This is a genomic window from Bradyrhizobium sp. BWC-3-1, assembly GCF_032917965.1.
Taxonomy (GTDB): Bacteria; Pseudomonadota; Alphaproteobacteria; order Rhizobiales; family Xanthobacteraceae; genus Bradyrhizobium; species Bradyrhizobium canariense_D.
Map to the genome: position 1 here is coordinate 6,647,830 of NZ_CP136625.1, position 14,087 is coordinate 6,661,916.

General features: G+C 58.6%; 8 protein-coding genes. 4 read left to right on the top strand and 4 right to left on the bottom strand.

Annotated elements, in window-relative coordinates; all coding sequences use genetic code 11:
- Positions 1–91: 91 nt before the first annotated feature.
- Entirely contained in the window at positions 92–460 is a 369-nt protein-coding gene (locus tag RX329_RS32025; RefSeq protein ID WP_085350989.1) for a response regulator, read from the bottom strand.
- Between the two features lie 793 nt (positions 461–1,253).
- On the opposite strand from RX329_RS32025, the gene RX329_RS32030 reads away from it, so the two are divergent.
- The 3 genes from RX329_RS32030 (at position 1,254) to RX329_RS32040 (ending at position 4,877) form a co-directional block, all read left to right on the top strand.
- Complete coding sequence (locus tag RX329_RS32030) at positions 1,254–1,994, top strand: sensor histidine kinase (protein WP_085359312.1); 741 nt, start codon at positions 1,254–1,256, stop codon at positions 1,992–1,994.
- Between the two features lie 129 nt (positions 1,995–2,123).
- The gene (locus RX329_RS32035) at positions 2,124–2,762 is read left to right on the top strand and encodes a response regulator transcription factor (RefSeq protein WP_085351045.1); all 639 of its coding nucleotides are present in this window, start codon (positions 2,124–2,126) and stop codon (positions 2,760–2,762) included.
- A gap of 117 nt (positions 2,763–2,879) precedes the next feature.
- Positions 2,880–4,877 (top strand): PAS domain-containing protein, encoded by a 1,998-nt coding sequence (locus RX329_RS32040; protein WP_085364643.1) that lies wholly within the window; start codon positions 2,880–2,882, stop codon positions 4,875–4,877.
- Positions 4,878–5,200: 323 nt separating this feature from the next.
- Here RX329_RS32040 and RX329_RS32045 read toward each other — a convergent pair whose 3' ends face one another.
- Genes RX329_RS32045 through RX329_RS32055 form a run of 3 tightly spaced genes read right to left on the bottom strand, consistent with a single transcriptional unit; the run spans position 5,201 to position 7,906 of the window.
- Positions 5,201–6,025 (bottom strand): ABC transporter ATP-binding protein, encoded by an 825-nt coding sequence (locus RX329_RS32045; RefSeq protein WP_410706123.1) that lies wholly within the window; start codon positions 6,023–6,025, stop codon positions 5,201–5,203.
- On the bottom strand, positions 6,018–6,953 hold the full coding sequence (locus RX329_RS32050) for an ABC transporter permease (RefSeq protein ID WP_085359316.1): 936 nt from the start codon (positions 6,951–6,953) through the stop codon (positions 6,018–6,020). The genes RX329_RS32045 and RX329_RS32050 overlap by 8 nt, the downstream gene beginning before the upstream one ends.
- A gap of 5 nt (positions 6,954–6,958) precedes the next feature.
- Positions 6,959–7,906 carry an ABC transporter substrate-binding protein gene (locus tag RX329_RS32055; protein ID WP_317244813.1) on the bottom strand — a complete coding sequence of 316 codons (948 nt, stop codon included), beginning with the start codon at positions 7,904–7,906 and terminating at the stop codon, positions 6,959–6,961.
- A 606-nt stretch (positions 7,907–8,512) separates the two neighbouring features.
- Between RX329_RS32055 and RX329_RS32060 the strand changes: the two genes are divergently transcribed.
- Complete coding sequence (locus tag RX329_RS32060; protein WP_317244814.1) at positions 8,513–13,963, top strand: AAA family ATPase; 5,451 nt, start codon at positions 8,513–8,515, stop codon at positions 13,961–13,963.
- Positions 13,964–14,087: the final 124 nt, after the last annotated feature.

Sequence of the window (14,087 nt, forward strand, 5' to 3'; positions counted from 1 at the left end):
GACGAAATCGCTGCCGGTGAAAGGATCATACGGCAGCTCCCCCAGAATTCGCAAAAGCGCGAACCGGCGCGCGTATGGTCACAATTGCGCTTCAGTCCTTCACGGCTCCTTCAATGCACGTGGTCAGCTCGTCTATTTCGAAAGGCTTTCTGAGCAGGCACACGGCACCCGCAACGGAGGCCTTGGCCTGCAGGTTTGCGTCTGAACGTGCCGTGATCAAAATGACAGGTGTCCTTGATCCCCGAGCGGCGAGGTGTTTCATCAGATCCAGCCCGCTCATGCCGGGCATGTGAATGTCCGAAACGACGCAATCGAAAGAATCGCCCCCAACCACACGAATATAGTCCTCAGCGGAGGCGTACCCGCTGGACCCATACCCGAGCGAGGACAGCGATTCCACGAGCGCTACTCGGAATGACTCGTCATCGTCGATGACCGCGATTTCGAGATGTCTTGCCACACAGCATCCATGCCCCCAATTGACTGAAAAAGCGGGGGAAACGAAACTTTGCATGGGCCCCGGATGCCCAGAAATTATACAAGAGTGTTATAGCCTGCGACGTGGTGATGCAGGCACGGTCGACGTCCGATATTCGCGACCGTTTTGCACGCCGAATACGACGAGATGCCTGTTCTGGCCGTCCCGCCCGGATCGACGAACTAATGAACGTTCGGAGAAACGTCCAGTCGGCCGAGCGGGCGGTATGTGTCTGTAGTGCGCCTCCACGACATACTCGCTGTTCCGGAGTGGCACAGGGCCAAGCCCAGCCAACTTCTGCAGCGTTTCCAGGCCGGCCTTCTGTTCACGTGCGTGATCCCGGCGGCAAACCCGAAATCGTCGTCCAGCCGCGACCGAGACAGCCGCATAAACCGCCGCGATGACCGGGAATATACGTTCGCCGGACCGAAAAATCTTCGCGACGGGCTCCGGTAGGCATTTCCCCTGGCCTGGCACGCACGTACACCCCATTGCGTCGCGCCGCGATGACCAACAATCCCGGCTCCGTTACCCAAGCGAACATCTTCGGAAACCGGGGATCGAGAGAATCAGACTGAGGCGCTGAGTGGGTCATACCGAAGGGTCATGCGACGGCGCCATCCCTGCCCGGTCGTGCCCCGTTGCATGCCAGCGAACCTCACCCACCATCATCATACGATAAGCTGATCCGCGACACCGAAACGTAGGATGGCAAAGATCCTGTTGACCGGCTTTTGATGGGCTCGTGGCATGCAGAGCCAAATGGGGGAAAAAGATGAGAACGATCGAAAGCTTCGCGCCGAACATGCAGGATCAGAAGCCTAAAACCGTGGTCGCGCAGGAGTTTCAGACGACGATTGTCGGGATGATGGGACATGACCTTCGGCAATCCTTGCAGGTAATAGAGAGCACGTATTCCCTGCTGCGCTCGCGCTTGGAGCAAGTGCCGCAGCAAGCGTGGCTGGACCGGGGGGAACGGGCTGTTAAAAAGCTGACCGAACAGCTCAATTGTCTGATCGATGCCTTTTATCTCGCCGAGCGCACGAACGCCCTGACGGTCTCCTCTGTCGGACTTGGGCCCTTGTTCTGGCGGCTCCGGCACGAAAACGAAGATGCCGCAATTCAAGCAGGGATCGATCTTCGGGCAGTCGCAACGAATGCCCATGTAATGAGCAATCCGGTGCTGCTCGATTGCATCCTCCAAAATCTGCTGACTAACGCAACAAGATACACCGAACCTGGAGGACGCATTTTGATCGGCTGCCGCCGCAAAGGGTCCGAAATTAGGATCGACGTATACGACACAGGTATCGGGATTCCGGACGAGCAACTGCCCCGGATCTTCGAATCCTTCACGCGTCTTGCGCCCGAACGTAGCAACGGGTTGGGGATAGGGCTCTCTATCGTCCGCCGTGCGATCGAGGTGCTTGGCCACCGAATCGAAGTCCGATCGATGGTGGGGGAAGGGTCGGTGTTCTCAATCTACGCGCCCGCTGCAGCGATGACCGCAAGCTAAACCCCAGTCGAAATTAAGCTTTTGAGAGCAGCAGAGGGAGGAGGCCCCGGGACCTATACGTAGGTGTGATCCCCTGTCCGTTGCCGTTTGTGCTAACAACCCGTGCAAATACGGTGCAAAACAAACGGTATGCGGACCGCCACCAACGAGAAGCCCCTTGTACACGTCGTCGATGACGATGCTTCCATGCGCGGCGCGCTTGAGGGTCTCTTTGACTCGGTCGGACTTCAGACCCAAACCTACGCCACAGCGAAGGATTTCCTTGCGGCAAACCTCTCGGATAGGCCGGGCTGCATTGTGCTAGATGTCAGGTTGCCAGACATGAACGGGCTCGAGTTTCAAACCCGGCTGGTCCAGATTGGCGTAGGAATTCCGGTCGTGATGATGACCGGATACGGGGACATTCCGATGTCTGTCCACGCCATGAAGCATGGCGCTGTAGATTTCCTTCCCAAGCCGTTTCGCGATCAGGACATGCTCGATGCCGTCCTGGCCGCCATCGAGCGCGATCGAGAGCGACGCGTCGTCGAGAACGATGGTTCGGAACTGAAAGAGCGCTTCGAAACGCTATCCCCGCGGGAACAGGAAGTGATGCTGCTTGTTACGACCGGCAAGATGAACAAGCAGGTAGCCGGCGACCTCGGGATCAGCGAAATTACCGTCAAAATTCATCGCGGTGCGGCCATGCATAAAATGCGCGCACGAACTTATGCCGAGCTGGTTCGGATGGCCGATGCTCTTAAACCAATCCTCCGGAAACGCGGCTGATAGCCGTATCCCAGTCAGTCCACTTCTCCGAGAATACGAGCGTTTCGTTCGCACGAATTGTAGATCAACTTCGGTGCATCTCCGCAGGCCCAACTGGTGGTGAGCAGGCAGGGGAAAATGATCACGACGACGTCCGCCCTTTCGCGGATCCTGAAATGCCCAATGATTGTAAAATACGCGATTGCGATTGTCTCGGCGGCAATATCAGCCGTGGTAGTTCTTACGGTATTGCCCTCGTCGAGCTGCGATCTTGCGCTCTTGTTGTTTCTCTGCACGGTCACGTTTGTGGCCCTGGCAGCAGGCCCAGGTCCGGCGGGGCTCGCTTCCGTGCTGACGTTGCTTTCTCTCCAATATCCTCTTCTCTCATCAGGCAATCCCGTTGTTCTTCGGTCCGGCGAGATCCTCGGACTGGGACTCTTTATCGTAGCGTCGACGTTTGTGGTGCTGTCTGCCGCTCGGAGAAGCACTTCAGCCTCGCATCAACTGCTGCTCAACGAGCAGCACTTGATGATCCGGGAATTACAACAGAAAAACGAAAGGCTGCGCGTCGAAAAGACTGAACGCAGCGAGGCCGCAATCAAGGCGGAAGGAGCTGAACAGGAGATCCGGCAGACCGTCGATGCGGTGCCGGCACTGATCGCGCGGTATCGCGCCGACGGATTCATGGATTTCCGCAACAAGAACTGGCGGGAGTTTACGGGCCTTTCGCAGGACAATTCCGAGGGCCGCCGTTGGGGTAGCGCGCTACATCCGGATGATGAAGAGATGGTCGCACGCGAGTGGCGCGAGCACATCGCGACAGGAGAACCGTTTGAGCTGGAGCAACGGCTGCGAAGAGCCGATGGAGAGTACAGGTGGTACCGGGTTCGCCGCGTACCGCTACGGGGCGAGACGGGTGAGGTGATCAAATGGTATGCTATCGCGTTTGATGTCGACGAAAGAAAGCGAACCGAGGACGCGCTGCGCGAGAGCGAAGCTGACCTGGCCAAAGCCAGACATGAGCTTCAATTGATCATCGACACCGTGCCTGTATTGGTACTTCGCCACCGGGCTGACGGTATAATAGATTATGTCAATGCAGTCGGACGCACATACAGCGGACTGACAACGACGAAGTGGACCACTCGCACCAGCATCATTACTCATCCTGATGACGTTCCACGACTTGAAGCTGCCTGGGATGTCGCGCTTGTCGCAGGTGAACCTTTCGAGTCGGAACTTCGCCTTCGAAGGGCTGATGGCGAATACCGCTGGTTCGTTACACGCCGTGTGCCATTGCGGAGGAACGGAGAGGTTATCGCCTGGTATGCGGCAACCTACGATATCGAAGACCGCAAAAGGGCCGAGAACGAACTGATCGAGAGCGAGCGGCGATTCCGCGAGGCTCAAATGGAGCTGGCGCACGCGAGCCGCGTGGCCACCATGGGCCAGTTCACGGCCTCGATCGCGCACGAGCTCAACCAACCTCTCGCTGCCGTGCTTACGAATGCCGAAACCGCGCTGCGCTGGCTTTCCTACGAGCCACCCAATTTGGAAAAGGCCAAGCCGTCGATCGAACGTGCTATCAGCGACGGCAAACGGGCCGCCGATACTTTGAGTCGAATTCGGGATTTTTCCAAGAAGGCGCCGGTGCGGATGGAAAGCGTGCAAGTCAACGAAGCAATCTTGGATGTTATGGGGCTGACGCATGCCGCGATGTCAGACAACGGTGTTTTGGCGAACACGCAACTGGCAAAGGAACTCCCACGCATTCTGGGGGACAGAATCCAATTGCAACAGGTGGTTCTGAACTTGATTATGAACGCGATCGAAGCAATGACCGAGCTCGAGACGGGGTCACGCGAGTTGTCGATCAGCACGACCGCTGAGGGGGATGGCGTACTCGTCGCGATACGCGACTCCGGTCCGGGACTGCCTCCAGCGGGCTTCGCACGTATTTTCGAGGCCTTCTACACGACCAAATCCAGCGGTTTGGGGATGGGGTTGTCGATCTGCCGCTCGATCGTCGAAGCGCATGGCGGCCGGCTCTGGGCAACCCCGAACGAACCTCACGGCGCAGCCTTCTGCATGATGCTGCCGATCGGGGAACAATCGCTTGAGAACCTCGGTGGATAGCTATCCTGCCAAGTGCGGGCGCCCCCCCAATGACCTGAGACACGTATTCGGCAGTTTTATTGCATTGGTTCAACCCGCCCGTGCCGCATGGTCTCAAACGAGAACCAAGTGCGACGCTCCGCTTCACCGATCCGGTTTCCAGTAGACCACATGGCCGTATTTTTTTCGCAGACGCCTTGTGTTCCGCGCATCGCTACCATGACCTGTCATGTCGGAGTTCGGGTAGCATGTCCATCAGGGTAACGAACTCTGCGTCGTTCTCCTGGATCTTGCAAGCGAACGATATCCCCTATCGAAACTGAGTGGCCGCAATAAACGTTCCGTCAGCGGGTCACGGAAAGGCTCTCCTGCTCGGCGAATGCGCGATCGACCTCGTCGCGCAACAGGGAGGTCAATTCGACGCGCAACGCAAGCAGGGCCGGCGACGTCAGATCCCGCGGTCGCGGCAAATCGATCGATAGAACCGCTTTGATGCGACCGGGGCGCGCGGTAAATACGACGACCCGGTCGGCGAGCGCGATAGCCTCATCGATATGATGGGTGACAAACAAAACAGAGGCCTTGCTGACATCCCAAACATCTAGCAGGAAACCCTGCATCTTGACGCGGGTCTGGACGTCGAGGGCAGCGAAGGGTTCGTCCATCAGGAGGACTTTGGGCTGCATGGCGAGCGCGCGCGCCACGGCGACGCGCTGACGCATTCCGCCAGAGAGCTCGTCGGGACGCTTTTCGAACGCATCGGAAAGCCCCACCCGCCCCAGCACCTTACGGGCTGTCTCTTTACGTGTTTCGGTCGGCACGCCACACAGGGAAAGACCGAAGCTGACGTTCTGCCAAACATTTAACCAAGGGAAGAGAGATGTCTCCTGAAAGATTAGGCTCCGCTCTGGCGCAGGTCCGTTGACGAGTTCGCTGTGCGAATTGATTACCCCCGAAGTCGGCTTCTCAAGCCCGGCGATGAGATAGAGCAGCGTGCTTTTGCCACAACCGGAGGGGCCCAGTAGAACCACGAATTCGCCGGTTTCGATCTCGAGATCTATGTCGATCAACGCCTCCTGGGCCCGCTTGCTTCCCGCATTCCAAATTTTGCCGACGCCGACGCAGCTCACGGCGCTGGCTAAGCCATTCAGTCGAGGCGTGTCAGCCACTGCCCAATCCTCCCTGCCCCTTCGGAATCCAAAACAGCACATGCCGCTGCAGCAGCCGCAGGCCAAAGTCGAAGGTGAAGCCGAGCAGACCGATGATGACCATGGTCAAGTAGACGAGACCCGGGTTGAACGTGTTGCGCGCCATCGAGATGATCTGCCCGAGCCCGTAACCGACGCCGATTGCCTCGGCGACTAGCACCACCATCCAGGCCGCGAACAAATTGAGACGAAGCACCACGAGCAAGCCTGGCAGGATCGCCGGGAGGATCACGCGTGTGTAGATCTGCCGCTTGCTGGCGCCCATCGTGCGCGCGACATTGATATAGTTGCGATTGACCGAATCGATCTGCGTGATGGTGGCGAGCGTCATAGTGAAAAACAGGGCAATGAACACCATGAAAATCGCCGGTCCGTTGCCGATACCGAACAGGAAGATCGCCACCGGCAGCCAGGCGACCGGAGAGACCGGAGCGAGAAGCGTCACCATCGGCAGCACCAACTTGCCGATCAGGCCATGATAGCGGATCAAGATCCCCATGCAGAGGCTCGTGATCGCCGCGATGGCGAGGCCCGCGAGCACCCGCAGCGTTGAGGACGCCATGGTGATGATGACGGCCATCTCGGGCGTCGGCCCAGAATTGGGATCAACGCCGATCTCCCAACGTTTGGCGGTGTTGAAATTCTTCGCTTGCCCGGCGAAGTCGCTGAGGAAGATGTGCGGAGGCGGCAGCAAGCGCTGATCGACGAGGCCGATATACCAAAGGAGTTCCCATAAACCGGCGAACAGCCCGACCGATAGCAGGCCCCAACCCAATTTTGGCCCATGCTGACCGATGAATTCGAACGTCTGACCGAACAAGGAAGCGCCCAAGCCCGGACCGTCGGCCACTTTCGGGTCGCCGCCGTTCTTGACGCTGCGCACTGTCATGCAGCTCAAGCCGATTTGTATTTGAGCTTGGCGTAAACGTCGGGAACTTCGGCGATTGCTGCCTCAAGATAGCTCCAGTCGATCGCATCTTTGCCCGGCTTCTTCTTGATGTAGCCCAGCGCCATGACCGAATCGACACGGTTCAGAATGAAGTCCGTCTGTGCTCTCTGATCGACCTTCGCCAGCTGAGCCTTTCCACCGATCCGGGCATTTTCGAGCGAGGTCTTGTAGTAGGTGCCGACGAGCTCCGCGAGCAGTCCCTCGCGATCCTGCTCCCAGAGCAGCTGCGCCTTCAGCATCGCCTTGATCAGCGCCTGGACGCTCTTGGGGTCCTTCGCAAGTAGAGCGTTGCTCGCGGCGAGCACGCAGTCCGTATATTGTGGCCCATAGATGTCGACGCCATCGGACAGCAGGACCGAACCCTTCACCTCGCTGAGGAGGGCCGAGCCATAGGGCTCGATGGTAGAGGCGATATCGATCGAACCGGCCTTGAATGCGGCGACCATGTCACCGATCGAGTCCATGTAGCGGACCGTCACGTCCTTGTATGCAACGCCGTTCTTCTTCAGCCAATCGTAGGGCAGCACTTCGAGCGTGTTGTTCTGGAAAGTTCCGAGCGTCTTGCCCTTGAGCTTGGCGGGCATGTCGAGCCCCGGCTGAGCGACGAGGTAGATGCCTTGGACGCCGCCGCCGGCGACGATCGTAACCGGCGCGCCGGCGTCATAGAGAGCCATGAAGTTTGTGTAGGGCAGCACGCTGACGTCTACCTGCCCCGTGCCGAGGAACGTAACCTGCTCGGCGAAGGAAGGGCTATTGACGAATTGGAGCGTCAGTCCATCGTCCCTTGCAAGTTGGCGTGCATGCGCGATAAAGAACGCGACGTTGCAAAAGCCGTCGCCGTGGGCCGCCTGGACAGTCGCGGCTGCACGGGCCGATCTGGGAAGGCCCATCATCCCACCCGCCATCGTGATTGTTCCCAGCGCGCTCGCTTGCAAGAGCGATCGTCGGTTCATCGCGGGAATTGCCAGGCCCAGGCCGCCATGACAATCACACATGAAGCCTCTCCTCTTGCAGTTCACCCTCACGCGTGACGCCGGTTGGAGGCGCTCCAACGGCAGAGTGTCCTGCTGCGGCGGCTTCCCGCCGAAACCGTTGTTCAGTCTAGAACATAATTCAGGAGAAGCCACTTCGAAAATCAAATGGGCTACTCGTGCTCCAATCAGACCATTATCCCTCCTAGCGAAGCTGGCCCCGAAGCGAATAACCTTTATAGAACACTTAGTTAGCAGCAAAGCCGGAGATCGCTGCTGGCACGACTGGCTGTTGCACGTTTCGCAACTCCGAACTTGAGTTCGGCCCCTACGACGCACACAGCTTCCAAGCGCGCGTGCGACAGTGCTAACCTTGAGCCTACCGAGGACCGATGCAAAGAGGCGTCGGGCGAGCCAAGATGACTTCTGTACTGTCTGCGGTGATCTGTCGTGCATAGCTGGGCGCCGCTGCCGGCTGAAAGGCGAGGCTTGCGAGTGGGATCATCTTCTCGGTTCAGCGCGAACGGAATGGGTAACCTTGAGATTTTATCGGAGGATGGCGGACTCGTCCTCGCGCGAGGGTGGCGGGAGGGCGAGGTAGGTGGGAAGGATGTACTGATCGTACTCCCGGCCTCGGAACAACCAACGCAGACTATTCTCGATCGCATTGCCCACGAATACTCCTTCAAGGATGAGCTTGACAGCACGTGGGCCGTGCTGCCGCTCGAGCTCACGCGAGATCGCGGCGGCAAAATCATTCTGGTGCTCGAGGATCCTGGCGGCGAGTTGCTCGGTGGGCTCCTCGGCACGCCAATGGAGGTAGGACTCTTCCTGCGCCTCGCAGTTGGGGTGGCCGCAGCCCTTGGCAAGGTGCACCAGCACCGCCTCATCCATAAGGACATCAAGCCTGCCAACATTCTGGTGAACACTGCAAATGACGAGGTACGGCTTACCGGATTCGGAATCGCGTCGCGACTTACGCGCGAGAGACAATCGGTCCAACCGCCAGAGTTCATTGGCGGAACACTTGCCTACATGGCGCCGGAGCAAACAGGCAGGATGAATCGCTCGATCGATTCGCGCACTGACATCTACTCGCTCGGAGTGACACTCTACGAGATGCTGACCGGGAGTCTTCCCTTTACGGCCTCTGATCCGATGGAATGGATACATTGCCATATTGCACGGCAGGCTCGAGCGCCGAGTGAACGAGCAACCGGAATTCCTGATGTGCTTTCGTCGATCGTGATGAAGCTTCTCGCGAAGACTGCGGAGGAACGTTATCAGACCGCGGGGGGCATTGAGAGCGACCTGCAACGGTGTCTTAGGGAATGGCAGCTACACGGCCTGATAGAACCATTCGCACTGGCCGCTCACGACACGTCGGACCAATTGCTCATTCCAGAGCAGCTCTACGGCCGCGAGCGCGAGATCGCTACCCTACTCGCCTCGTTTGATCGGGTCGTGGCCCAAGGGGCGCCAGAACTCGTATTGATATCTGGCTATGCCGGCGTCGGCAAATCCTCGCTGGTAAACGAGCTGCACAAGGTCCTTGTCGCGCCGCGCGGACTTTTCGCGGCAGGCAAGTTCGACCAATACAAGCGCGATATCCCGTACGCGACACTGGCACAGGCCTTCCAGGTCCTGGTTCGCAAGATTCTCGCCAAGAGCGAAGCAGAACTCGGCCGCTGGCGGGAGACTTTACTCAATGCACTTCAGCCCGACGGCGACCTCATCGTCGACCTCGTTCCGGAGCTGAAACTGATCATTGGGGAGCAGGAGCCGATCGCTGAGCTGCCGGCGTCCGACGCCCGGCGACGCTTCCATTTACTATTGCGGCGTTTTATCGGTGTATTCGCGCGCCCCGAACATCCGCTCGCCCTGTTTCTCGACGACCTCCAATGGCTCGACGCGGCAACTTTGGACCTGCTCGAGGATCTCCTTACACAGGAGAGCGTCCCGCACCTGCTTCTCATCGGTGCCTATCGCGACAACGAGATCGATGCCTCTCATCCGCTGATGCGTAAACTCGGCTCGATCAAGGCAGTCGGCACGTCGTCCATCGAGGAAATCACGCTAGGCGCGCTCGATGCCCAACATGTTTCGCGGTTGATCGCTGAGGCGCTGCACTGTGATACGGATCGGGTGGGGGATTTAGCTCAGCTTATTCTGCAAAAAACCGATGGCAATCCGTTTTTCATCAATCGGTTCCTGTCGACGTTGACGGATGAAGGTCTGATCGCATTCGATTCGGTGCATTCGCGCTGGTCGTGGGACCTCAAGCGGATCCAGGAGAAGGGTTACACGGACAATGTCGCTGACTTGATGATCGGAAAACTCGTCCGGCTTCCTATTGCAACCCAGCTGGCGCTCCAACAACTGGCCTGTCTCGGTAACATCGCAACTACCGCGATGTTAGCTATCGTTCACGAGGCCACCGAGCAGGAGCTGCACGCCAGCCTCGTCGAGGCACGTCGGCAGGATTTAGTCGATTTTCTCGAGAGTTCCTACCGGTTTGCCCACGATCGCGTCCACGAGGCTGCTTATGCGCTGATCCCGATTGAGCGGCGCGACGCCGCACACCTAAGGATCGGCAGGATGTTGGTCGCGCATACGCCTCCAGGCAAGCTGGACGAGGCCGTCTTCGAAATCGTCAACCAACTCAACCGGGCGTCGTCGTTGGTGACGGGACCGGAAGAGCGCGAGCAACTGGCTGAGTTCAATCTCATGGCCGGCAAGCGCGCCCAGGCCTCGTGCGCCTATGCATCTGCATTGAATTACCTGACCACCGGCGCCGCGTTACTGACCGGGGACGGCCGGCAGGATCGTCCCGAACTCAGCTTTGCCCTAGAGCTGGCCAGGGCGCATTGCGAGTTCGCCTCCGGAACGATCGCCGAAGCCGAAAAGCGCTTGCGCAGTCTTTCCATTCGTGCCGTCACGACAGCAGAGCGCGTGGCGGTGGCCTGCCTGCAAGTCGATCTTTACCAGGGAATCGATCGTAGCGATGAGGCGGTCGCCGTAGGTCTGCGTTCGTTACGACAGCTGGGCGTCGACTTGCCGGAACGTCCGACGGAAGCTGATGCGCGACGCGCTTACGATGGAATCTGGACCCGGTTAGGCGCTCGTGCGATCGAAGATCTCATCAATCTGCCACTCATGAGCGATCCCGATTCGCTGGCCGCTGTGGATCTTTTGACCAGAGTTGCGATCCCCGGGCATTACTTTGACTCTTGGCACCTGTTCGCATTGGCTGTTTGCACCGCTGTTAGCATAGGACTCGAGCGAGGTCACAGTGATGCATCTTGTATCGCCTACGCGCAGCTGGGCACTTTGGCAACCTACTTCGGCCAGTTCGACGCTGGTTACCGCTTCGGACGGTTGGGGTGCGAGTTGGTCGAGCAGCCGGGCTTACAGCGCTTTCAAGCCAGGACATTCGAGACATTCGGTTTCGGCGTACCCTGGACTCAACATGTGCGAAAGGGGCGCGAGTTCCTAACACGCGGCTTTGAGCTCGCCAGCCGGACCGGTGAAATCAGCTTCGCAGGATACGCTTGCGGCCAGCTCACCACCAACTATTTGATGGCTGGGGACCCATTGATCGAGGCCCAAGAGCAAGCTGAACATGGTCTTACCTTTGTCCGGAAAGTCGGCTTCGGAACGATCGAAGGCTGGATTCTTGGTCAACTCGGCCTCATCCGAAGCCTGCGGGGACTGACTGTCCGTCTTGGCTCATTCGACGACGGTGTGTTCCGTGAAATTGATCTTGAGCATAATCTGGCCGGTAAGCCGGCGCTTGCGCTGCCGGAATGTTGGTACTACATCCGGAAGTTGCAGGCACGTTTCCTCGCGGGCGAATATTCTGACGCCTTGCAGGCGGCCTCAAGGGCGCAGCCACTGGTCGGGGGCACCCTGTCTCTTTTGGAGGTCGTGGAGTACCACTTCTACGATGCCCTTTGCCATGCCGCGGTTTATGAATCGGCCTCATTTGAGGACCGCAAATATCATCGCGGGAGGCTGACGGATCACCTGGAGAAGCTCGACACCTGGGGACTCCATAGCCCCGAGAATTTTGCGACCCGGGCGGCACTCGTAGGGGCCGAGGTGGCCCGGATCGACGGGCGAGACGCCGATGCCATGCGCCTGTACGAGCAAGCCATTCGCTCGGCCCGCGAGCATGGGCTCGTACAAAATGAAGCTCTGGCCTATGAGGTGGCTGCCCGCTTCTGCAGCGCGCGCGGTTTCGAGACATTCGCGGACTCCTATCTTCGCAAGGCCAAGGACTGCTATTTTCGCTGGGGGGCCGAGGGCAAGGTGCGACAGCTCGATCGATTCTATCCACATTTGGCCGCTCCGGAGGAGCAGCGTCCCGTCCCGATCATTGCCCCCCCAAGCCAGCAGCTGGATGTCGCAAGCATCGTCAAGGCGTCTCAGGCGGTGTCCAGCGAGATCGAGTTGCCGAAGCTGATCGAGCGGCTAATGACGATCGCGCTCGAGAATGCCGGCGCGGATCGCGGCCTCTTAATACTGGCCACAGGCGATGAATATCTGATCCAGGCCGAGGCGCGAACGACCAGCGATCAGGTTGAAGTCACAATGCGCCAGGAGCCGATCACCGGGATTGCGTGTCCCGAATCCCTGGTCCGCTACGTGATCCGCACGCGGGAAACCATAATTCTCAATGATGCCTCCAAATCCAACCTGTTCTCCGGCGACGACTATCTACGCGACGGACAATCGAAATCGATCCTCTGCCTGCCGCTGATCAAGCAGCAGGCGTTAGCCGGGATTCTCCTCCTCGAAAACGCGCTGACGTCCCACGCGTTCACACCGGCTCGGATCGCGGTCCTGGAATTGCTGGCGGCGCAAGCAGCGATCTCGCTGGAGAACACGCGCCTTTATAGCGATCTTCAAGAGCGGGAGGCGAAGGTCCGACGCCTCGTCGATTCCAATATCGTCGGGATATGCATTTTCGATGTTGACCGCCGCATCGTGGAAGCCAACGACGCGTTTCTTAGTATCGTGGGATATAGCCGCGATGACGTCATTTCGGGCCGTCTGAGCTTTACTGGCTTGACACCTCCCGAATGGGCCGGGACCGACGAACGGATCTTGGCAGAGTTGGCCTCTACCGGAACCTGCCGACCCTACGAGAAAGATTTGTTTCGAGAAGACGGCAGCCGCGTGCCGGTGCTTGTGGCCGGAGCGACGTACGGCGAACTCCGACACCAGGGCGTGGCTTTCGTTGTCGACCTAACCGAACGAAAGCGCGCCGAGGCAGAGCTGGCGCACGCGAACCGCGTCGCGACAATGGGCCAACTTACGGCCTCGATCGCCCACGAGGTCAACCAACCTGTCGCTGCACTGCTTACGAATGCTGAAACCGCTCTGCGCTGGCTCGCCCATCAACCGCCCAATTTGGAAAAGGCCAAGCCGTTGATCGACCGCATTGTCAGCGACGGCAAGCGAACCGCTGACATTGTGAGCCGAATTCGTGAGTTTTCCAAAAAAGCGCCGGCGCAAAAGGGTAATCTAGAAATTAATGAGGCGATTCTGGAAATTATGAGACTGACCCGTGCCGCGATGTCAGAGCACAGCGTTTCGGCTGAGATGCAGCTGTCAGAGACGCTGCCGCACATTTTGGGGGACAAGGTTCAATTGCAGCAGGTGGTCCTCAACTTGGTCATGAACGCTATTGAAGCGATGAGCGAGGCGACGGAGGGGAGACGCGAGTTGCTGATCAAGACCGATGAGGTCAAATCGGGGGGCGTGCTTGTCGCGGTAAGCGATACGGGTCCGGGGCTGTCTCAAACCAATCCTGAGCGAATGTTCGATCCGTTTTTTACAACCAAGCCCAGCGGCTTGGGCATGGGATTGCCGATCTGCCGCTCGATTATCGAAGCGCATGGCGGCCGGCTCTGGGCAATGCCGAACGAACCTCGCGGCGCAGTCTTCTACATGATGCTGCCCATCGGGGAATAATCATTGAGAAGCTAGGCGGATAGGATCCTGCCAAATCTACCCCCTGCACAACTCAACGCACTCGCTCTTTCGGCCGGATCGAAGTTATTCATTAGCGCCCGCAAGAATGCGCGATCCTACAGTC

Coding starts and splice junctions, on each gene's coding strand:
- RX329_RS32030 (WP_085359312.1), top strand. CDS start 1,254: ATGAGAACGATCGAAAGCTTCGCGCCGAACATGCAGGATCAGAAGCCT.
- RX329_RS32040 (WP_085364643.1), top strand. CDS start 2,880: ATGATCACGACGACGTCCGCCCTTTCGCGGATCCTGAAATGCCCAATG.
- RX329_RS32035 (WP_085351045.1), top strand. CDS start 2,124: ATGCGGACCGCCACCAACGAGAAGCCCCTTGTACACGTCGTCGATGAC.
- RX329_RS32060 (WP_317244814.1), top strand. CDS start 8,513: ATGGGTAACCTTGAGATTTTATCGGAGGATGGCGGACTCGTCCTCGCG.
- RX329_RS32050 (WP_085359316.1), bottom strand. CDS start 6,953: ATGACAGTGCGCAGCGTCAAGAACGGCGGCGACCCGAAAGTGGCCGAC.
- RX329_RS32055 (WP_317244813.1), bottom strand. CDS start 7,906: ATGATGGGCCTTCCCAGATCGGCCCGTGCAGCCGCGACTGTCCAGGCG.